General features: G+C 33.0%; 20 protein-coding genes and 2 tRNA genes. 7 read left to right on the forward strand and 15 right to left on the reverse strand.

Annotation, left to right across the window (positions count from 1 at the left end; translation table 11 throughout):
• Positions 1–13: 13 nt before the first annotated feature.
• From BLP60_RS04900 to BLP60_RS04925, 6 genes are all read right to left on the reverse strand, one after another.
• Positions 14–91: transfer RNA gene (locus BLP60_RS04900), tRNA-Glu, on the reverse strand.
• Positions 92–106: 15 nt separating this feature from the next.
• Positions 107–180: transfer RNA gene (locus BLP60_RS04905), tRNA-Gln, on the reverse strand.
• 137 nt (positions 181–317) lie between these two features.
• Positions 318–725 carry a preQ(1) synthase gene (queF, locus tag BLP60_RS04910; RefSeq protein WP_092064330.1) on the reverse strand — a complete coding sequence of 136 codons (408 nt, stop codon included), beginning with the start codon at positions 723–725 and terminating at the stop codon, positions 318–320.
• Between the two features lie 77 nt (positions 726–802).
• Positions 803–1660: a protease modulator HflC gene (hflC, locus tag BLP60_RS04915; protein WP_092064333.1), complete on the reverse strand. Its 858-nt coding sequence runs from the start codon at positions 1658–1660 to the stop codon at positions 803–805.
• 2 nt (positions 1661–1662) lie between these two features.
• Entirely contained in the window at positions 1663–2721 is a 1059-nt protein-coding gene (gene hflK / locus BLP60_RS04920; RefSeq protein WP_092064336.1) for an FtsH protease activity modulator HflK, read from the reverse strand.
• Between the two features lie 144 nt (positions 2722–2865).
• Positions 2866–3447: a hypothetical protein gene (locus BLP60_RS04925; protein WP_092064339.1), complete on the reverse strand. Its 582-nt coding sequence runs from the start codon at positions 3445–3447 to the stop codon at positions 2866–2868.
• 283 nt (positions 3448–3730) lie between these two features.
• Between BLP60_RS04925 and BLP60_RS04935 the strand changes: the two genes are divergently transcribed.
• The 3 genes from BLP60_RS04935 to rnhA are packed head-to-tail and all read left to right on the forward strand — an operon-like array spanning position 3731 to position 6039.
• The gene (locus BLP60_RS04935; protein WP_092064344.1) at positions 3731–5107 is read left to right on the forward strand and encodes a phosphomannomutase/phosphoglucomutase; all 1377 of its coding nucleotides are present in this window, start codon (positions 3731–3733) and stop codon (positions 5105–5107) included.
• A 1-nt stretch (position 5108) separates the two neighbouring features.
• Entirely contained in the window at positions 5109–5591 is a 483-nt protein-coding gene (locus BLP60_RS04940) for a hypothetical protein (RefSeq protein WP_092064347.1), read from the forward strand.
• Positions 5578–6039 (forward strand): ribonuclease HI, encoded by a 462-nt coding sequence (rnhA, locus tag BLP60_RS04945; RefSeq protein ID WP_234970954.1) that lies wholly within the window; start codon positions 5578–5580, stop codon positions 6037–6039. The genes BLP60_RS04940 and rnhA overlap by 14 nt, the downstream gene beginning before the upstream one ends.
• Positions 6040–6085: 46 nt before the next feature.
• Here rnhA and BLP60_RS04950 read toward each other — a convergent pair whose 3' ends face one another.
• Positions 6086–7150 (reverse strand): phosphotransacetylase family protein, encoded by a 1065-nt coding sequence (locus BLP60_RS04950; protein WP_092064350.1) that lies wholly within the window; start codon positions 7148–7150, stop codon positions 6086–6088.
• A gap of 176 nt (positions 7151–7326) precedes the next feature.
• Here BLP60_RS04950 and rnc point away from each other — a divergent pair, with 176 nt between their 5' ends.
• Positions 7327–8022: a ribonuclease III gene (gene rnc / locus BLP60_RS04955; protein WP_092064353.1), complete on the forward strand. Its 696-nt coding sequence runs from the start codon at positions 7327–7329 to the stop codon at positions 8020–8022.
• A gap of 63 nt (positions 8023–8085) precedes the next feature.
• Here rnc and BLP60_RS04960 read toward each other — a convergent pair whose 3' ends face one another.
• Positions 8086–9024 (reverse strand): flagellin N-terminal helical domain-containing protein, encoded by a 939-nt coding sequence (locus tag BLP60_RS04960; RefSeq protein WP_092064355.1) that lies wholly within the window; start codon positions 9022–9024, stop codon positions 8086–8088.
• Positions 9025–9133: 109 nt separating this feature from the next.
• Between BLP60_RS04960 and BLP60_RS04965 the strand changes: the two genes are divergently transcribed.
• A complete protein-coding gene (locus BLP60_RS04965; protein WP_159427685.1) occupies positions 9134–9478 on the forward strand; it encodes a flagellar protein FlaG in 345 nt (114 codons plus the stop codon).
• A gap of 51 nt (positions 9479–9529) precedes the next feature.
• Here BLP60_RS04965 and BLP60_RS04970 read toward each other — a convergent pair whose 3' ends face one another.
• Genes BLP60_RS04970 through BLP60_RS04980 form a run of 3 tightly spaced genes read right to left on the reverse strand, consistent with a single transcriptional unit; the run spans position 9530 to position 13529 of the window.
• The gene (locus BLP60_RS04970; protein WP_092064362.1) at positions 9530–11188 is read right to left on the reverse strand and encodes a flagellar hook protein FlgE; all 1659 of its coding nucleotides are present in this window, start codon (positions 11186–11188) and stop codon (positions 9530–9532) included.
• Positions 11189–11211: 23 nt separating this feature from the next.
• Entirely contained in the window at positions 11212–11901 is a 690-nt protein-coding gene (locus tag BLP60_RS04975; RefSeq protein ID WP_092064365.1) for a flagellar hook assembly protein FlgD, read from the reverse strand.
• A 17-nt stretch (positions 11902–11918) separates the two neighbouring features.
• Positions 11919–13529, reverse strand: a complete 1611-nt coding sequence (locus tag BLP60_RS04980) for a flagellar hook-length control protein FliK (RefSeq protein WP_159427686.1) — start codon at positions 13527–13529, stop codon at positions 11919–11921.
• Between BLP60_RS04980 and BLP60_RS04985 the strand changes: the two genes are divergently transcribed.
• Both BLP60_RS04985 and BLP60_RS04990 read left to right on the forward strand, forming a co-directional pair.
• Positions 13528–14520 (forward strand): tRNA dihydrouridine synthase, encoded by a 993-nt coding sequence (locus BLP60_RS04985; RefSeq protein WP_092064592.1) that lies wholly within the window; start codon positions 13528–13530, stop codon positions 14518–14520. The two genes, BLP60_RS04980 and BLP60_RS04985, sit on opposite strands and share 2 nt — an antisense overlap.
• Before the next feature lie 123 nt (positions 14521–14643).
• Entirely contained in the window at positions 14644–16347 is a 1704-nt protein-coding gene (locus BLP60_RS04990) for an FAD-dependent oxidoreductase (protein WP_092064370.1), read from the forward strand.
• On the opposite strand, the gene BLP60_RS04995 is transcribed toward BLP60_RS04990, so the two are convergent.
• The 4 genes from BLP60_RS04995 to coaE form a co-directional block, all read right to left on the reverse strand.
• Positions 16344–16796 (reverse strand): metal-dependent hydrolase, encoded by a 453-nt coding sequence (locus tag BLP60_RS04995; RefSeq protein WP_092064372.1) that lies wholly within the window; start codon positions 16794–16796, stop codon positions 16344–16346. The genes BLP60_RS04990 and BLP60_RS04995 overlap by 4 nt on opposite strands.
• A gap of 69 nt (positions 16797–16865) precedes the next feature.
• Entirely contained in the window at positions 16866–18041 is a 1176-nt protein-coding gene (locus tag BLP60_RS05000; protein ID WP_092064375.1) for a SufB/SufD family protein, read from the reverse strand.
• Positions 18029–18790 carry an ABC transporter ATP-binding protein gene (locus tag BLP60_RS05005; protein ID WP_092064378.1) on the reverse strand — a complete coding sequence of 254 codons (762 nt, stop codon included), beginning with the start codon at positions 18788–18790 and terminating at the stop codon, positions 18029–18031. The genes BLP60_RS05000 and BLP60_RS05005 overlap by 13 nt, the downstream gene beginning before the upstream one ends.
• Positions 18791–18841: 51 nt before the next feature.
• Positions 18842–20434, reverse strand: coding sequence for a dephospho-CoA kinase (gene coaE / locus BLP60_RS05010; protein ID WP_159427687.1), 1593 nt, complete (start codon positions 20432–20434; stop codon positions 18842–18844).
• Positions 20435–20483: the final 49 nt, after the last annotated feature.

Genomic DNA, 20483 nt, shown 5'->3' on the forward strand with positions numbered 1-20483 from the left:
TTTGTCTCTTTGTTGGCGTCCCCAAGGGGATTTGAACCCCTGTTACCGGCGTGAAAGGCCGATGTCCTGGACCGGGCTAGACGATGGGGACGCATATATAACTTTCTGGCTGGGGGACAAGGACTCGAACCTTGACTAACGGGGCCAGAACCCGTCGTCCTGCCATTAGACGATCCCCCAATCAAGAGGACATCTTCTTTATAGGCAGGACATTCTTCTGTCAAGATTTTTTTAATTATAATACCAAAATTTTAAAGAGCATTACCTCATCCCGAATGGAAAGAGGCTTTTAAACAAGAAAACAGTCCCCTGTCAACTCATTTTTTATAATGAGCCTCAACTTCTATTACTACTCCACCCCTAGGCTTAAATTTACCAACAACTATCATTTCTTTTGGCGAACACGCATTGACTAAATCATCTAAAATCCGATTAACCACTGTTTCCATAAATGTAGGTTCTTGCCTATAACTAAAAAGATAAAACTTTAAAGACTTGGATTCAATACAACGCTTATCAGGTCTATATTTAATAACAATTGTTCCATAATCAGGCTGTCCTGTCATAGGACAAAGGGAGGTAAATTCATCACTAATCAAAGTTACCCAATAATCTCTATTTGGGAAACGATTCGGAAAACTTTCCAATAAATCAGGACTTACTTTAGAGGGATATTCTGTTTTACTCTTTCCCAAAAGTTTTAAATCAGACACGTCATCAAACATGTTATCCCCTTTAAATTTTTATTTTTTGCTTAAATTATATAAGCCAACGTTAATCAAAAATCTAATTTTAACTTATCTTACTTACTTTTTTTAAGATATTTAAAAAATTCGCTATCAGGCGTTAAAATAAACTGGGTTTTGTTTTTTAAACTCTTTTTATAAGCTTCTAAAGAACGATAAAATTGATAAAATTCTGGATCCTTAGAAAATGCCTGAGCATAAATAGAAGTAGCCAAAGCTTCTCCTTCACCTTTTAAAATTTCAGCCTTTTCTGTAGCTTCAGCCAGCATCACAGTTCTCTCTCTATTGGCCATAGAACGAATTTTTGAAGCTTCTTCTCTACCCTCAGAGCGATAACGTTTGGCCTGCCGTTCTCTTTCAGCCCGCATACGATTGTATATTGCTCGCTCATTTTCTGGAGGTAAGTCAGCTCTTTTTATTCTAACATCTAGAATCTCAATTCCATAATCTTGCAACAGCTCATCACACTTCTTAGTTACCCTACGCATGATCTCAGCTCTTTTAGAAGAGACAATCTCTGTTAAAAGATACTGTCCTAAAGCAACTCTTAGCTGAGCATAAACAATATCATCTATTCTTGATATTCCTCTGGAAATCGTACGTACACTTTTATAAAAAAGAAGAGGATTTTTAATTCGCCAGCGAGAATAATTATCTACTACTAAATTCTTTTTATCTTTAGTTAAAATCTCAGCTGGTGGAGCGTCATATTCTAATACTCTAGAGTCAAAATAAATAACATTTTGGATAAAAGGTAATTTAAAATGAAGACCAGGTTTCAACGCAGAACTAACAGGTTTTCCTAACTCTAAAACCAATGCTGTTTCTGTTTGGTCTACAATAAAAACTGATTGCCATAGACCAAACAGAGCAACGGCTAAAACTATTAAAAAAATAGAACTTAATCGCCTCATACTTACTTACTCCCTTTTAATTTACCATTCTCATTCTTCAAAAACAAATAGGGAACAACACTTTTTGCAGCCTTATCACTTAAAATAATTTTATTAATCTGTGGATTAGATAATATCTTCTCTACTGTCTCTAAGTAAAGACGTTTTCTAGTTACATCTTTTGCGCGTTTATACTCTTTAAACACAGATAAAAATCTTGCTGTTTCACCTTTTGCTTTCCGTACTACACTCTCTTTATAGGCCTGTGCCTCATTTAATATCTGAGCAACTTCTCCCCTAGTTTTAGGTAAAATATCATTTCTATAGGCTTCTGCCTCGTTAATATACCTAATTTTATCCTCTTTAGCACTAGCCACATCCTTAAAAGCATCTATTACTTGACGAGGAGGATGAACATCTTGCAATTGCACAGCAACTATTCTAATACCACTATGATAACGATCTAAAATCTCTTGTAATAGCCTTTTAGTATCATTCTGAATAATAAGCTTCCCTGTAGTAAGAGCAGAATCAATATCATTATTGCCAATAACTTCTCTCATTGCAGCCTCTGCTGCATCTTTTACTGTCTTTTCAGGATCTGCAATATTAAAAAGATAATATTGAGGATCTTTTATCTGATATTGAACAATAAATTGGACATCTACGATATTTTCATCTCCAGTAAGCATTAATGATTCCTCTGGAACAAGTCTATATTGAATATTTTTTGAAATTAAATTTTTAGAAAGAGTTCTAAATCCTATTTCTACCCTCTGGATCCTGGTAACTTTGGGCGTCTGTACCTTTTCAATAGGATAAGGTAAGTGATAATGCGGCCCTGGAGGAGTAATGCGATTAAACTTACCAAATCGTTGTACTACCCCTACTTCATCTGGTTCTACAATATAAATACCACTTAAGAGCCACAAAAGAATGCCTATTAACAATAAAACAGACCCTCCAGGCAACTTTGACTTTAAATTACCAATTTTTTTCTCAAAGGAACTAAAGTCTGGCCCTTTTACTTGAAACGTATTTTTTTCCTTTCGCTGTTGTAATTTCTCCCAATCCCAATTCATAAAAAACCCCTTCTTGGATTCAACAATTTTTATTCAGTCAACGACTTATGGTATTACATACCCTTTTGTATAGCGTCAATCTCTTATCTTATATATTAGCTATAATTAATTTACTCTACTGATCTCGATTCAATCAAAAATTATTTATTTTAAAACAAGAGGATGTTTAATAATAGTACCCCAAAAATAAGCTCCCATAGCAGGATCCCCAGGATTTGGATGTCTAGCATCAACAATCCCATCAGGTACAGCTGGATGTTGTATTCTCAAATAAAAAGGCATCAAGGGTTTATTAGTCACTACTATTACTACCATATTTTCATATTTACTTTCTCTTGAATTAGAAAAATTAATTCTATATAGCATATATCTGCCCTGATATTTCTTATTTTGATAAGATATAGCATATCCTGATGAAGCAAAGGGATTATAACCGGTAAAGATCAAACTTCTAGAAACTCCATCTTGAGGGAATTTAATAGAAATAGTATACCTCTCTCCTCTTTTTACTACATAAGTAATTAGCTGTACATATTTTCCCTTATAAGAAGTTAATAAATATCGTTGAATATCTAAAGTATATTGTCTAAGATTAGGATTATTTTTTTGTACAGGGATAGATTGAGTATAAAGAACTCCTGACCAGTTCCCATAAATAGGAGCTGCTTCTAATATGCCTAAAAATCCACTAAAAAATAAAACCACAATAATTACAAACTTGTTCATAACTTTCTCCTTATATTCAAGGGGTCAAAATTATTATTCTACTTTTAAAGATAGCAAACAAAAGAAAATCTAGCAAGGAGTTAAAACAAAAAATAATATCTACATTCTCCACAACTTAATATTTTCTAACATATTAAATTTATATAAGAAATTATCTAAAAAGTTTAAACTTTGCGCCATTAACTTTTTATCTTGTCCCAAGTAAATTAATACATTGATTTTTTTATTTTTTAAATTTAAAAGTTTATAACAAATAAAAAAACAAAAAAAGGAGCTAATAAAAATGAAACCAATAAAAAAAGAAATTTTTAGAGCATATGACATTAGGGGTATTGTGGATGTAGACTTTGATCCTGAGTGGGTTGAAACTTTTGGTAAGGCCTGCGGCACCTATTTTCGTAAACAAGGAATTAGGCGTGTTGCAGTAGGTCATGACTGTAGACATTCTTCTCCTATTTACCAACAAAGCATAATAAAAGGTTTAACTCAAACTGGAGTTGATGTAATATTCTTGAATATGGTCGCTACTCCTCTTTTTTATTTTGCTGTTAAATTTTTAAACCTCCAAGGTGGAGTAATGATAACAGCTAGTCATAACCCCAAAGACTTCAATGGATTTAAAATTTGGGCTCATGAAAGTACTATTCATACAGATGAAATTCTCAAAATATATGAAATTATGAAGTCAGGAGATTTTTTAATTTCTGAGAAACTCCAAGGTTTGGCTACTGAAATGGATATTGTACCTGCCTATATTAATCATTTAACTAGTGATGGCAAACTACCACACCCTATAAAAGTTGTAGTAGATGGAGGAAATGGAGCAGCAGGAGAAGTTTGTGCTGAAGTCTTACGTAAATTAGGTGCAGAAGTAATAGAACTATACTGTGAACCAGATGGAGACTTTCCCAACCATCATCCAGACCCAACAGTATTAGAAAACATAGCTGATTTAAAACAAAAGGTTATAGAAGAAAACGCTCACCTAGGCATAGGATTAGATGGAGATGGAGATAGAATCGGAGTTTTAGATGAAACAGGAAATATTATTTATGGAGATAAACTTTTAGCTATTTTTGCTAGAGATATTTTAAAAAAACATCCTGGGGCAACTATCATAGGGGAAGTAAAGTGTTCATACTTACTATATGATGATATCAAAAAACATGGTGGAAAACCCATTATGTGGAAAACAGGACATTCTCTTATTAAAGCAAAAATGAAGGAAGAGGGTGCACTTTTAGCTGGAGAAATGAGCGGACATATGTTTTTTGCAGATAAATATTTTGGTTTTGACGATGCTATATATGCTGCTAAACGTTTAGTAGAAATTATTGCTCAAAACCCTCAAAAACCTCTTAGTACTTATCTAAATGACTGGCCACAAACTGTCACTACACCAGAAATTAGAATGCAATGCCCTGATAAAATAAAATTTGAAGTTATCAAAAAAGCTCAAAAATATTTTAAAGAAAAATACACAATAATTGATGTAGATGGAGTTAGAATTGTATTTCCAGATGGTTGGGGACTCTTAAGAGCTTCAAATACTCAGCCTGTTCTAGTACTTCGCTTTGAAGCAACTAACCAAGAAAGACTAGAGGAAATAAGAAAAATTATAGAAACACCACTTAAACAATGGATAAAAGAATTATCTTAAAATGAAATACACTAGAAATCACTTAAATCCATTTTTAAAAGCAGTCCTTTTAGTAATTATATTTAGTGGTACTGCCTTTTTATTTTGGAAAAATTATGAAAATGCTCTTACTAAAATTCAGAATAAACAATCTTTATGGGATCAAACCAAGACGTTAACAAGTTCAGAAAAACAACTTATCTATGAATTTGTACATTATTTTAAAGATAATTATGGACTTAAACTTAATATAAAAATCACCAAAGAGCATATCTATATACCTCATCTTGATAAACGCACTATCTTTATTGGAATTTGTCCTACTCAAAAAGAAGTTATCATTAGATTTCCTCCTATCTTAGAAAAAGCCTTGGGCATAAATTTTTTACGTTATTTACAAGAAAATTATTTCCAAAACCACTTTAATCCAAACCAATTACCACAAAGACTAGTTCAATGTCTTCAGTTAATAAAAACAAGGATCCAAGAAATTGAAAGTAAATAACCTGCCAGAAGTTTACCTATTTACTGATGGATGTTCTTTAGGAAATCCAGGGCCAGGAGGAATTGGCGTTATTTTAAAATATAAAAACAAATCTAAAAAAATTCAAAAGGGATTTACTTCTACTACTAACAACAGAATGGAGCTCCAGGCCATAATAGAAGGACTTATGGCCTTAAAAAAACCATGTAAGGTTACAGTTTTTACAGATTCTCAATATGTAGTAAAAGCCTTTAATGAAGGATGGTTAAAAAATTGGCTTAAAAATAATTGGAAAAATGCCTCTAAAAAACCTGTTAAAAATAAAGACCTCTGGGAAAAACTTTTACAACTCACTCAGAAACACACTGTTACTTTTGAATGGATTAAAGGACACAACAACCATCCAGAAAACGAAGAATGCGATTCTCTGGCCAAAGCTGCTGCTCAGAAAATAAAAGAGGAGGCATAAAAACCTCCTCTTCATTTTTACTCTAAATCAAAAAATCAAACGACTACTAAGCTAAACCAAGACCTTGCTTAATTGCATTAAAGTCAAGTAATGAACCTACCAACTTTGTTCCATGCTGAACTTTAATCACATCTCTTAACTTAACACGAGACAAAATTTCATCCATTTTCTTTGCTATAGTAAAAGTATCATCTCTTACTAAAATAATAGGCACTCCCAATACCTCTGCTCTGGTCATAATAATATCGTTGGGGTAGAGATTACCTGTTAAAATTAGACACTGACAATTTCCTTCCAACGCAACTAATTGAACATCAGATCTATCACCGCCTACAATAACTGCAGCTTTAGGATTCTTTTTAAAGTGAGTCATAAAATTTTCTACTTGCATTGTACCAATAAGAAAATTTTCTACAACTTTATCAGCCTTTTCATTGGCGACAATGATTCTGCCCCCTAAACGTTTGGCCAAATCTCCAATTTTAATTGCACCCATAAGAGGATCTTTTGGGATTACCCCTAGAACCTTAACTCCTTTACTCTCAAGAAAAGGAATAATCATAGAGTTTAGCTCTTCCATAAATTGATTCGGAATATCATTTAAAACGCATCCTAACATATTATCTTTTAGCTCATCTTTTAATACTGCTAGGTAGTCATAGTTCAACTCTTTATCAAAACGATCTATTACAAGAGTTTTAAAACCAAATTTTTTAACTAAAGTCACTCCATCTACATTACAATATCTACCAGAATACATACTTCCAGAGCCAGAAACCAACATTATATCCTTATCTTTACTCAACTCCTGATAAGCGGCTTCTATTTTTTCCATCAAATTTTTACATTGTCCACTAAAAGCCTTGATTTTAAAGTCATGATCTACGACTACAGGAGTAAGTTTTTCTGGATCTTCAGAAAGACCTAAAATTTCTTGCATAAAGAGAGCATCTTCATCTCCTAACTTATCACCAACTCTCTTTGGCATAGCACCTACTGGCTTCATATAACCTACTTTATATCCCTCTTGCTGAAATTTTAGTCCTAAAGTCATTGTCACTAGGTTTTTCCCAGAATATCCTGAGGTAGAACCAATATAGAGACTGACCATCTTTTTTGCCTCCTTTTAGTTTGCTTTAGCCACTTTTAATTAAAACAAACACATCCCTTCCCCAATCTCTACCTGGTGAGAGGATAAAAATCAAAGGTAAAAGGAAGTTGAATTTTTTCCCAATTCCTCCTAAAATTCTTTCACACAAATTATTTTTTATTAGGATAACCTAAAAAATGACAAAATACAAATCTCTTTTTAAAATACTAAACTACTCTTTTAAAAATAAAGACTTACTCATTCAGGCACTTACTCATACTTCATATGCTAATGAAACAGGAACTAAAGACAATGAGCGACTAGAATTTTTAGGAGATGCTGTTCTAGAACTTGCTATATCCGATATACTCTACAGTCAATTTCCTCAAGCAGAAGAAGGTAAATTAACTAAAGCTAGAGCATGCTTAGTTAATGAAACAAGCTTAGCTAACCTTGCAAGAAAATTAGAATTAGGAAAATTTATACTTCTTGGAAAAGGAGAAGAACTCCAGGGAGGACGAGAAAGAAACAGCATACTTGCTGATACTTTTGAGGCAATCTTAGGAGCTATTTATCTAGATAGCAAAAATTTTTCTCAAATTAAAAAGATTATCTCTAAACTTTTTTTCCCCTTATTACCCAAAAAAATAAATACTCTCACAGAAAAAAAAGACTATAAAACGCAACTCCAAGAATATACCCAAGAAAAATTTGGAGATAGACCAATTTATACTCTTATAGAAAGTAGTGGGCCTGACCATGCTAAAATATTTAAAGTCAAAGTTATTCTTCCAAACCCCCAAAAAACAGAAGTATTTGCTGAAGAGCAAAGCATAAAAAAAGCTGAACAACTAGCTGCTAAAAAAGCCCTTCAACTATTTAGACAGAAATAATTTCATAGGAGCCTGCTTACAAGCAGGCTCCTTATTATTTCGTGTCTTTGGTCAAAAAATTGACTACATTCCGCCACCAATGAGTTGCATAGCCATTCTAGGCAAACTGTTTGCTTGAGCCAACATAGCTACAGCAGATTGGGTCAAGATTTGATTTCGAACGAAATTAGTCATTTCTGTAGCTACATCTACATCTGAAATACGAGATTCAGCAGCTTGTAAATTTTCTGCCTGAATACTTAAATTAGTAATTGTATTTTGTAATCTGTTTTGCAACGCACCAAGAGCTGCTCTAATTTTATCCTTAGACACTATTGCTGCGTTAATAGCATCTAAAGCCTTTTGAGCTTCTTCTTGAGTAGAAATAGAATACCCACCTATATAATTAGAGGCATTTATATCTGCATTGTTCCCTAATCCAAAAGCAGAAGCAGTTGCTGCTCCAATAGCAATATAATAATAATCCTCGGCAGAATCATTACCTGTGCCAAAATGAATTTTTAAAGAACCTGTAGGATTTAAAACAGAACCATTATGGTCTAAACCCCACTCAGCAGGGTTCGTTCTAGCAGAAGACAAGTTACCATTTAAAAGATAAATACCATTAAAATCTGTAGCATTGGCAATTCTAGTAATTTCTGAAGCCATTGCTTGATACTCAGAGTCAATAATCAGACGCTGATCTGAAGTATAAGTTCCTGTAGCTGCTTGCTCTGCTAATTCCTTCATTCTAATTAACTTTTCATCAATAACCTGTAATGCTCCATCCGCAGTTTGAATGAGAGAGATTGCATCATTGGCATTTCTAATGCCCTGATTTATAGAGGCAATATCTGCCCTCATAAGCTCCCTAATTGCTAAACCTGCAGCATCATCTGCTGCCGTACCCACTCGAAGACCTGAAGAAAGCCTTCGCGTGGAAGTACTTAATCTGCTATAAGCAGCTGACAAATTTCTTGCCGCATTCATAGCCATCATGTTGTGGTTAATGACCAAAGACATTTTTTCCTCCTTTAAGTTTATTTATAAAAAAACATTCAAAATTAATACCAAAAACATTTCTAAAGTTTTTTCTTCTATGGTCGATTTAGAAAGAAAGGAGGATAAGGTTATGCAACTTGAAAAAATCTTTAGCGACGACCAGACCTATTTTCTTCCAAAATATATAAAACAATCTGAATCAACAACTATATCTTCAGCGAACCTAACAACAAAAAAAACTAGAGCAATGTCTAATAAAAAAATAAAGGACACTGCTCTACTTCTAAATAATTATTTAAAATCTCAAGGAGTTAAACTAAAGTTAGAAGTAAAAAACGAAAATAAGCTATTACAAGTCAATTTAATAGATACAAAAACCAATAAAGTAATCCAATCTATCCCGCCTGATACGATTCTAAAAATCGCAAAGCATCTAGAAAAATTAATAGGCGTATTTATTGATAAAAACTTTTAATTAAGAGGAGGGAATTTTAAACTTACCTCCTCTTAATCTAAATCTAAAAAATTATCGCTTTATCTGAATTAAAACACTTAGCATTCCATCTGTAGTAGTAATAGTCTTACTATTAGCCTGAAATCCTTTTTCAATAGTAATCATTTTTACAAACTCAGTAGCTAAATCAACATTAGACTGTTCCAAAGAATTAGAAGCAATAGTTCCTTTTCCTCCTGTTCCTGCTAACCCAGTAAGAGGAGGACCAGAAGAACGTGTTTCAGCAAATAAATTTCCTCCTTCTCTTCTAAGCCCATATTTATTATTAAAATCTGCCAAAGTTAGAGCATATAGCTGTAATATTTGTCCATTAGAATATCTTCCTGTAATAACACCATCTCTATCAACTGTTATGTTTTGTAAAAAACCAGCAGTATAACCATCTTGAGATTGGTAAATAGTAGTAGAACCTGTGCTGTAATTTGTAATCGCAAGGGCACTTCTTTCTGGGTCTTGGAATACGTTTAAATTATTTAAATTGGTTCCAATCAGGCTGGCATTATCTGTAGCATCGGCTGTTCCGCCTGCTGTGTCCCATCCAGCTTCTGATCCAGCTGGAGTCTCTGTTAAATCTCTGTTTCTCAATCCAAAATTCAGTTCAATGTTAGTAGCATCTGTGGAAGAAGTATAATCTGCATTAGTATTTCCTAAAAAATTAGCAGTGAATAAAGGATAGCCATTTTGAGAAAAATCAGCAGGCGTCCACTCGCTTAAATTTGAAGGATCATCTCCTGCTGCTACATTGCTTAAAGTAAAAGCACTCAGGTTTTCGATTTCACCAGCAGAGTTAAAAGTAAGAGAACCAATCATCAATACTCCCTTTTTGGTGGTATTAGCAGCTCCACTCCAAAAAGTCCTATTATCTTCATCAGGATTTACAGTAACCATATATTCCCAATATCTCCTACCACCCGTATTAGAAATATCATCACTAACAGGATCAAAATATACAGTTAAATTATGAGAAGTTCCATTTTCATCATAAACTTTAATAGTACTCTGATAGGCATATTGAGCATCTCCAAGAGGAGTATCTTGAGAAGCATCCCAATTATTAAACATAGCAAAAAAAGGATTTGTAGCGTCTGTGGCATGATCTTCGCTTCTAGAATCAAGGTTTACCACCATATCAACTCTTGAAGTAGCTTCTGGAGGGGATTGAAAGTTCTCTAAACGAATATCTGTAGGAGTTCCAACAGTTCTTACTCCTGTAGATTGATCAGCTGTGGTGGCAGATCCACTTGCTGGAGCAGAGCTATCTTCTTGTTGCACTTGCCATCCTTGCACTACATATCCATGGGGATCTACCAAATATCCCTCTTGATCAAACCGAAAGTTTCCAGCCCTTGTATAATACTCAATTTCTTCTCCTTTAGGAGAAACAATAAAAAAACCATTTCCTCCTATAGCCAAATCAGTGGATTCAGTAGTTGTTTCTAATGAACCTTGAGTAAAATCACCATATACTGCCCCAACAGCTACTCCTCTTCCCACTTGTCCTACTCCATTGGCTACGGTGATTTCCTGACTAAGTGCATCTTCAAAATGCATTCTAGAAGCCTTAAAGCCTACAGTACTTACATTGGCTATATTATTGCCAACTACACTCATACCTTCGCCATGGACTTTAAGTCCACTGGTACCTGAATATAAAGCTGCAGTAAGTCCCATATTACCTCCTCCCGACCAAAATTTTAATGATCGGAGTTTACAACCTCTTTTATATTATTAAAGTTTACAACCCTTCCATCCTCCAACCTTAAAACAGTGCCAGTAGTGGTATTTTGCACTCCAGCAACTTTTCCACTAACTTGAGTATCTACTAATACAGGCTGTCCGTGAATACCCTCAGCAGCAAAAGTCACCTTATATACTCCATTAGGTGCATCCTTACCTGTAAAATCTTTTCCATCCCAATGAAATTCATAATCTCCTGCTTGCCTTGCCCCTAAATTTGTAGAATAAATAATATTACCGAATTGATCGAAAACATTTACATACATATTTTTAGCTACATCATTTAAGGAATAATAAACAGTAGAAACTTTATCATCTTCTTTACTTAAACTATCCCCTTTAGCAGTAACTTCTTTTCCTATAAAACCAACTGCGCCTAACATTTGAGAAGTATTATTTGATTGGACCAATTTATTTATCCCTTCAGAAATGTTATTCATTTGCTCTAAACTTGAAAATTGTGCTAACTGGGCAATAAATTCTTTATCATCCATAGGATTTAATGGATCTTGATGCTCTAACTGAGTAACCAGGAGCTTTAAAAAATCATCTTTACCTAAAACTTTTTGTTCTCCTGTAGCCTTATAACCACTAGCTTCCATTTCTCGTTCATACGCTCCAATTAAACCGTTAACTGTTCTATCCATCCTACCTACTCCTTTTATTAGGCAAAAAGGCTAATTCCTTTAGTGGAAAAAATTTCCTCTTCTTCTCTATATAGCACATCATTTGCCAAATTTTCCCTGGTAAAATAATTTTGTCTTGCTAAGAAAATCCTCTGTTTAAAAAGCTCTCTTTTCATAGACTGATGATTTTCCCCATTTTGAGCAAATGAGAACTGATTACTTTCTTGTAAATTAGCCTTTACTTCTAACTTTTGAACCTTAAAACCTTGTTGTTCTAAATGAGCTTTTAATTGATGAATATGTTGATTTAAAATATTTCCTGTTTCTTCATGAGAAGTTTTTAAAAGCAGACTCACTTCATTTTTATTTACTTGTAAAATCAAACCTACTTGCCCTAAATCTGGAGGATCTAACTTTAAAATAATTCTAGCATTACCTTTAGAAATATTTTGTAAAATCCCACTTTCTACTTGGCTCCAAATATGACGCGATAATTTAGAAAAATTTTGTCCTTGCTTTATTTCTATTTTTTTATCTAAACCTTTATTATTAATACCTAATATGTCCAACTTCTCCTGAATCTTTTTTTGAAAATTCTTCTCGCCAGTTTTCTTTAATTTTAAATTTTTAGTATGAGACTGTGTATGACGATAATCTATTAACTCCTTTCCATCTTCTATTTCTGTAGATTTCAAATGAACTTTAGAATCTAAAGTCTGTTCTTGAAAAATCTTAATTTTACTTTTTTTAGATTGGCTATCTTTAGCAGACAGCAATATTTTTATTTCTTTATCTTCTTTTTTGGCATTTATATATTTATCTTTATTTCTCATCTTAACAGATGAACTTTCTAGTTCATCTTTTTTTAAAACAGAAAATATTCTTTTTAAAATTAATATTTTATTATCATCTACATTTTTTAATGTAATTTTTGAAAAATCTAATTTCTTTTGAGCTAAAGAATAAAAAGTTAAAATAAAATTTTTAAATCCGCTCTGATCTAAAGTACCATGAAATGGTTTAAGTTGAATATGTAAAGAATTTTTTATTCCTAATAAAGAAGAAAATGCTTTTAATTCAGCATAAGATAATTTAAATTCATGATTCTTAGGTAGTTTCTCTATCCTTTTAAACACATCCTTCACAAATCTTTTTATTTTACCTTTAGACAAAAGCAAAAACATCTTTTTACTTTCATCATCTGAAAAACCTATTTTTTGCAAAAATCCCAAAATAACTTCTTTATCTAAACGATCTACTTTAGATAAATTTAAAGAAATCTTAATATCTAAACAATGAAGCAACTTTGCCCAAGTTAACTCTCCCTTTTTTACTTTTTCTTCTAACAAAGATAGCTTTTCTTTAGACACCCCATAAGAGGCTAACTCTTCTCTTATCTGGGAAAAATCTTCCTCTTTTATAATTTGAGAAAATTTTTCACAGTTCTCTGCCAACGTAGAGATTTGTTGTGTTCTAGGGGTATTTTGTAGTTGTCCTTTATCCTGTAAGTGACTTTCAAAAAATGTTGTTTTCCCTTGTTCTTCCTGAAAAAGAAGAGAAAAATTTTTTTCTTGATCGGCTTCCAGTATATCTTTACCTTCAAACCACACAGCTTGGTTAGATTGTTGTAAAAGAGGAAAAATTTGCATGGCTTCACTCCTTTTCTCTAAGTTCAAACAAAAACCATTCCTAATACTTTCCCCTATGGTTGGATTAACACACCTCGCTTTAAGAAAAATCATTAGAGAGTTTGGGGGCTGCGCTTTACTTTCTATGGAAATGTGCAGTGCCAAGGCATTACCTTATGAAAATAGGGCAACTTCTCCTTATTTTAAATTCTTTGAAGAAGAAAAATATCAGTTAATATGCCAAATTATAGGAAATAATCCTAAAAAAATGGCTGATGCAGCTAAAAGAATAGAGCAGGAAGGATTATTTGGGATAGATCTCAATTTTGGTTGTTCTGTATCTCATATTTATAAACAACAAGCAGGCGCTTATCTTTTAGAAAATGTTTCTCTTGCCTCTCAAATAATAGAAGCTGTAAAAAAGGCGGTATCTATTCCTGTTAGTATTAAGTTTAGGCTGCCTACTCAATGTACAGAAAAAAAACTTATTCTTTTAGCTAAAATGTTTGAACAAAGTGGAGCAGATTTTTTAATTTTTCATCCCAGAATATATCCAGATAGAAGAAACCGCCCCCCTAGATGGGAATATATTTCGGTAGTAAAGCAAAGTGTATCTATCCCTGTTCTTGGCAATGGCAATGTGTTTAGCATAGAAGATGTAAAGAAAATGTTTCAGCAAACAGGTTGTGATGGAGTAGCTCTGGGTCGCATTGCAGCTGCTAGACCATTTATTTTTGCTCAAATCACTCAAGGATTTCAGCCAACAATCCAAACTTATTATTACATAGCCAGAAAAATGTGCTTGTATCTTTTCGAGTTTTACGAACCAACTAGAGCTCTTCGCTTATTTAAAAAATGGTTGCCATATTTTGGATCTAATTTTGATTTTGGACTAGAACTTATCTCTATCTTATCTAAGGCAAAAGATAAAAACGAGATACTCTCTAAATTAAATAAAATACACAACTTAAAAATTCTAAATAGACCAAATTTAATTTTAATTGGACAATAACTTTTAAATAAAAAAACTTGAAAAAAAATAAAGTATAGAGCAAAATTCAATCAACTATAACTACATTAAACATTAAAAAATAAATTAAAAAATAAATTTAAATTCCTAATAAGGAGTATATAAATGCAAAAAGTAGTAATAATTGGAGGAGTAGCTTTAGGACCAAAAGCAGCTTGCAGATTTAAAAGATTAGAACCAGAAAGCGAAGTTACAATCTTAGAGCAAGGAGAGTTTATATCCTATGGAGGATGTGGAATACCTTTTTATATTTCAGGAGAAGTAAGTGATCATTTGGAACTCCAAAGTACCTCTTTTCATGTAGTAAGAGATGTTAGTTTTTTTAAAGAGGCTAAGGATGTAAATGTACTAACTAAAATCAAAGCTCTTAAGATAGATAGAGAAAACAAAAGAGTAAAAGCTCTTAATTTAAAAACCAATAAAGAAATTTCCTTTGAATACGATAAACTAGTACTTGCCACAGGAAGCAAACCTAGGAGATTAGGGCTAAAAGGAGAAAATTTAAACAATGTATTTTATGTTAAAGGTCTTGAAGATGCTATTTTAATTCGCCAAAACATAACAAAAGGAGTAAATAAGGCTGTTGTCATAGGAGCTGGCTTTATTGGTTTAGAAATAGCAGAAGCCCTTACAGACTTATGGGGGATAGAAACCAGTATAATAGAATGTCAAAACCAAATCCTACCAGGATTTTTAAGCCCTGAGCTTGCCCAAGTAGCTTCTCATCACCTTAAAGAGCAAGGTGTTAACTTATACACTCAAGAACAAGTCAAAGAAATAAGGGGTAATCAACAAGTAGAAAAAGTTATTACAAACAAAAGAGAGCTAGAAGCAGATATAGTTATTGTAGCGCCTGGGGTTGTGCCTAATTCAGAACTTGCCCAACAAGCAGGATTGGAAACAACCGCTTGGGGAGGAATAATTGTAAATGAATTTTTACAAACATCAGACCCAAATATCTATGCAGGAGGAGATGTTATTGCTTTAAAAAACCTTATAACAGGAGAGTATGGATACTTTCCTCTTGGATCTTTGGCAAACAGACAAGGAAGAATTATTGGAAGCAATTTAGCAGGTGAAAGAAAAAAATTTAAAGGCGCAGTAGGTTCTTTTATCCTCAAATTATTTGATTTAGCCATTGCAGGAAGTGGCATTACCCTAAATAAGGCCATAGCATTAGGCAAAAAAGCCAAAAGTGGAATAGCTATTCAATTTGACAAGGCCCATTTTTATCCAGAAAAAGACCTCACTCTATTAGAGTTAGTAGTAGATGAGCCCAGCAAAAAAATATTAGGTATTCAAGGAATAAGTTCTAATGGCGATAGCTTAAAGGCAAGAATTGATGCGGTTGCTTCTATTTTATCTTTTGGTCCTACCTTAGAGGATATCAGCAACCTAGAAATATGCTATTCTCCACCTTTTGCAGCTGCTATGGACATCATTAATGTTATAGCAAATGTAACAGAAAACATAGTGGAACAAAAAAATATTGGGGCATTGCCCAAGGAATTTTTTGATTTTGTTAAAGTCGCTCTTACTTCTAAAGATAAAATTGTTCTTGATTGTAGAGGACAAGATAATGCCAAAGAATGGCTAAAAAAATATCCCCAAATTTGGCTAAACATCCCAACAGAAGAGCTGAGAAAACGAATCCACGAAGTGCCAAAAGATAAAGAAATTATGTTAGTGTGCAATACAGGTGCTCGCTCTTATGAAGCACAACTTATCCTGAGACAAAATAACATTACCAACACTAAAAATGTAATCGCAGGGATGGGATTTTTAACAAGATATGGTCTTAAAATTTAAAAAAGTTTTCTATCCAAAAGCAAATGAGAAAAATAACCAAACACAGCTGCTAAATAATAGGGGAAAAATTTAGTAGGCAAATAATGATAAAAAATATAAGGCAATATCAAAATAGGGAAAGGCAACAATAACATTGCCCACCACGTATGAGTCCAACTCCTATGCGAACCCAAAGCTGGCAGCATTGCGATAAAACCCAAGAGAGCTGCCAGCTTGTATTTAGCCTTTATTATTAAGGCTAAATCAAGACACACTAAAATCGCATAAAATAAATTCTGACCTTTTGAATCTGTATCTATATCAGGAAAAAGAGCCCCTAAAACACCTATACAAAATGCCATCGCCACTTCCACAAGGGAAGGACTCCACCACTTTAGCCAAATTGCTAGAAAAATTAACCCACCAACAAATAAACCACCAAAACCTATATGACCTTTATATCCTGGCATAACAAACTCTTAAGGCGCTCAAGCAAAAACTTAAGCGCCTATTTTTCCTACTTATTTCTAATCAACCACCTAAAACATATCTTTTTCTGTTTCAGCAATAATTTTATCAATACTTTGTTTTAACTTAGCTGGTAATCCCATGATATCTACATTCATAAAACCTCTAACAATAGTAGAAGTTGCTTCATCTTCATCTAATCCTCTTGCCATAAGATACTCTATCTCCTCCTGAGCTATCTTACCAACAGCAGCCTCATGGGAAAGTTCTACTCCACTCTTTGTACCTTTTAATTCAGGAATCGCATGAATAATTCCGTCATTTAAAATAAGGCCTTTACATTCTAAATGACCTTTTGCAGGCACACTATTCGCCTCTATAATTCCAGGAGCTATTATCTCACCACCAGTTGTAATAGCCCTAGAGATAATTTCACCTCGCGTATCCTCTGCATTTAATACAATTTTATTCCCAGAATTAATATACGCACCAGGAGGAGCAACTAAAATAGAGTTAAATCTAGCAACAGCTCCTTTACCATTTAAATAGATTACAGGAAAAGATTGTACTGATTTTACAGGCTTTAAAAGAATATAATTGCTCTGAAAAACTCCTCCTTCCTCTACAATACCTACTGTTCTTGGTCGTACATCAACCTGTTCCCCCCAGTTATGAACCATAGTAAAAGTCAATTTTCCACCTTTTTTAATATAAAACTCAGATATGCCTAAATGCAAAGCGCTTTTTACTTTATGAGAAGTAGCACAACCTGTGATAATATGTACTTCTGCTCCTTCTTCTATTACTATAATATTGTGTACACTTTGCCCTACATTTTCTCCTTTTATAAATAGACAAGATTGTACTGGTTCTGTTATTTTTCTACCTTTTTCAACTTTGATAAAATAACCACCATGTAGTTTCTCTGCAGCTAATTTTGTATATTCATCTTTATCCTTATTTACAGCTTTCCAAAAATATTCAGGAAGACCATCGTATTTTTCTAAAGCATCTTTTATATCTAAAATTTCTAATCCTTCTTGCTTTGTACTACAAGTAGCTTTTGAGTGATTTATATGTAAATACGTTCCACTTCTTTCTACTTCTTCTATATCTACCCCTGCCATCTCTAACTCTTCTCTATCCTGCTCAGATATTTGATGCAAACCATCTATCTTAACTTCTTCCCCTTCAAACTTAAACTTATCTAATTTTACTTCAGGATTTACCTTTTTTATTTTAGGCATCTTACACACTCCTTGTATCCAAATTTGCTAATATGTTCTAAAATATCTCTGGGTCTACCTTCACAACAAAGTTGACCATTCATTAAGACCTGGCCTCTATCTGCATTAATATAATCCAAAATATAACCAGTATGGGTAATAATAAGACCAGAAACTTGCCGAATTTTCTTTAATTCTTTCATAGGAATATCTGGTCTTGGTTCCATACCATTACCACTTAAAAGTTCTTTCACAATTTTACCAATAAGAGCCATATTTTCTAAATCCACTCCTGACTCAGGCTCATCAAATAAAAGTAAATCTGGTTTTTGAGCCATCAATTGCAAAAGTTCCGAGCGTTTAATTTCTCCTCCAGAAAATCCAGAATTTATATCTCTATCTAAAAAGTCCTCAAAATTTACTTTTTGAGCTAATTTTTTCACATCTAAGTCTTTATTTCGAGCACAAAGTCTTACTAAATCAGCTGTTTTTAAACCGTGAATAGTTGGAGGACGTTGAAAAGACATTCCTATTCCCAAACGAGCTCTTTCATATGTAGGTAAATGAGTAATATCTTTACCTTTAAAAACGATTTTACCCTTTACTACTTCATAACCAGAAAATCCCATCAGCGTCATTAGTAAACTAGTTTTACCAGAACCATTAGGACCAAATAAAATAAAAGTTTCTCCCGCTTTAATCTCTAAGTTCACACCCTTTAAAACTTCTTTATCGCCTATTTTAACATGAAGATCTTCAATAATTAACATATATTGCTCCTTTTTTTATTTATAGCTAGAATCCCCTTGCCTAAAAATCCATTAAAATCCTGTTTCTATCTTTTTTATTTTTTCCTCTACTAAAAAAATTTTATTTTTCACCTTACTTGCTTTTAGCTTTACTAACATATTTTTCAAAATTGCGGCTTTTTTCTGTAATAACTTTAAGTCTCCACTGTTGTCCACTACAAAAGTACACTGTCTTAACTTAACTTCTTGAGAAAATTGCCAACTTTCTATCTGCGTTATCTTTTCCTCACTCCATCCTCTTTTAAGAAGCGCTCTCCTTCTTTCTTCTTCTGGTCTAAAAACACCAACAAATACCACATTTTCATCTTTTGCAAATCTACTCTCTAAGTATAAAGGGATATCTCCCACCACAAAAGGTAAAAAATTCCTTGCTCTCACATATTCTTGCCATCGACCAAAAACTAAGGGATGTATTATCTTTTCCACTTCCTTTCTTAAATAAGAATTATCCTTTAAACACTTCCATAATTTATTTCTGTCTATCTCTTCATTAAAATTTAAAATCTCATCCCCCAGCATCTGCCTTAGAAGAAAATAACCATCTTTCCCCTTTTTGTACAGAGTGTGAACTATTTTATCCGCACTAAAAAAATCTTTATCCAAATATTTAGCTAATTCTGTTTTTCCACTTCCAGGCAAACCAACCAAAATCACTTTTAAAGGCTCTTGAAGTAAAAAGTATAACACTTGTTTAAAATCAAGAGGTAACTTACTTTGAAATGTCTTTATTTCTTTATTTGTTAGGCTAAAATTTAAAAAACTCGCATGAAGCATTTGTCTTTTTACTAACTTTTTTAATATCTTTGTCTTATAATCTTTAACAATAATTTCTCCACCATATGTTTTATCTCCTAAAATAGGACAGCCTATAGTTGTTAAATGCACTCTTATTTGATGGGTTCTCCCTGTAAAAATTTTCACTTTTAACAAACTATATTCTCCATCTGTCCAAATTACTTGATAAGCACTTTTAGCTGGTTTTCCTCCTTTACTCCGCACAGCCATTCTTGTTCTATTTTTTAGATCTCTCCCTAGAGGTAATTCTATTATACCTTGTTCTTTTTGGGGCTTACCTCTAACCAAAGCAAGATAAATCTTATCCACCTTGCGCGCAGAAAATAATTCCGAAAAATACATTCTACTTTGTTCGTTTAAAGCTACTACAAGCAATCCTGAAGTATCTTTGTCCAATCTGTGAACAATCCCTGGCCGTTCTCCTCCAATTTTTTTTAAAGAAGGAAAATGATATAATAAAAAATGAACCAAGGTAGGCTGTTTTTCAGATGGTGCAGGATGAACTGTCAAACCAGGAGGTTTATCCAATACTATAAAATCTCTATCGTGATATACTAAAGATAGTTCTCCTTTTTGAGGAGAAATTAATTCTTTGTTTTCAATATCCAAAGCACAAACAATCTTATCATTTATTTTTAAACGATAAGAAGGTTTTATTTGGAAATTATTATTTACGGAACAGAGCTGTTTATCTAATAATGATTTTACTTTACTTCTTGGAATATTTAATTTTTTACTTAAAAAAATATCAATTCTTTGTTTTTTCTCGCCTTTATAATAAAAAATAAAAGTTTCTCTCTTAGATTCCAAATCAACCACACTCTAAAATCAATTAAAATTAAATTCTTAAGGCATTGAA

The organism is Desulfonauticus submarinus (assembly GCF_900104045.1).
Classification (GTDB): Bacteria; Desulfobacterota; Desulfovibrionia; order Desulfovibrionales; family Desulfonatronovibrionaceae; genus Desulfonauticus; species Desulfonauticus submarinus.

Excerpts from the sequence above, each read along its gene's own strand:
- BLP60_RS04960 (WP_092064355.1), bottom strand. The coding sequence starts at position 9,024 with ATGTCTTTGGTCATTAACCACAACATGATGGCTATGAATGCGGCAAGA.
- BLP60_RS04970 (WP_092064362.1), bottom strand. The coding sequence starts at position 11,188 with ATGGGACTTACTGCAGCTTTATATTCAGGTACCAGTGGACTTAAAGTC.
- BLP60_RS04925 (WP_092064339.1), bottom strand. The coding sequence starts at position 3,447 with ATGAACAAGTTTGTAATTATTGTGGTTTTATTTTTTAGTGGATTTTTA.
- hflK (WP_092064336.1), bottom strand. The coding sequence starts at position 2,721 with ATGAATTGGGATTGGGAGAAATTACAACAGCGAAAGGAAAAAAATACG.
- BLP60_RS05000 (WP_092064375.1), bottom strand. The coding sequence starts at position 18,041 with ATGCCTAAAATAAAAAAGGTAAATCCTGAAGTAAAATTAGATAAGTTT.
- BLP60_RS05005 (WP_092064378.1), bottom strand. The coding sequence starts at position 18,790 with ATGTTAATTATTGAAGATCTTCATGTTAAAATAGGCGATAAAGAAGTT.
- BLP60_RS04965 (WP_159427685.1), top strand. The coding sequence starts at position 9,134 with ATGCAACTTGAAAAAATCTTTAGCGACGACCAGACCTATTTTCTTCCA.
- BLP60_RS04940 (WP_092064347.1), top strand. The coding sequence starts at position 5,109 with ATGAAATACACTAGAAATCACTTAAATCCATTTTTAAAAGCAGTCCTT.
- rnc (WP_092064353.1), top strand. The coding sequence starts at position 7,327 with ATGACAAAATACAAATCTCTTTTTAAAATACTAAACTACTCTTTTAAA.
- queF (WP_092064330.1), bottom strand. The coding sequence starts at position 725 with ATGTTTGATGACGTGTCTGATTTAAAACTTTTGGGAAAGAGTAAAACA.
- BLP60_RS04985 (WP_092064592.1), top strand. The coding sequence starts at position 13,528 with ATGGCTTCACTCCTTTTCTCTAAGTTCAAACAAAAACCATTCCTAATA.
- BLP60_RS04935 (WP_092064344.1), top strand. The coding sequence starts at position 3,731 with ATGAAACCAATAAAAAAAGAAATTTTTAGAGCATATGACATTAGGGGT.
- BLP60_RS04995 (WP_092064372.1), bottom strand. The coding sequence starts at position 16,796 with ATGCCAGGATATAAAGGTCATATAGGTTTTGGTGGTTTATTTGTTGGT.
- BLP60_RS04980 (WP_159427686.1), bottom strand. The coding sequence starts at position 13,529 with ATGCAAATTTTTCCTCTTTTACAACAATCTAACCAAGCTGTGTGGTTT.
- hflC (WP_092064333.1), bottom strand. The coding sequence starts at position 1,660 with ATGAGGCGATTAAGTTCTATTTTTTTAATAGTTTTAGCCGTTGCTCTG.
- BLP60_RS04950 (WP_092064350.1), bottom strand. The coding sequence starts at position 7,150 with ATGGTCAGTCTCTATATTGGTTCTACCTCAGGATATTCTGGGAAAAAC.
- BLP60_RS04975 (WP_092064365.1), bottom strand. The coding sequence starts at position 11,901 with ATGGATAGAACAGTTAACGGTTTAATTGGAGCGTATGAACGAGAAATG.
- BLP60_RS04990 (WP_092064370.1), top strand. The coding sequence starts at position 14,644 with ATGCAAAAAGTAGTAATAATTGGAGGAGTAGCTTTAGGACCAAAAGCA.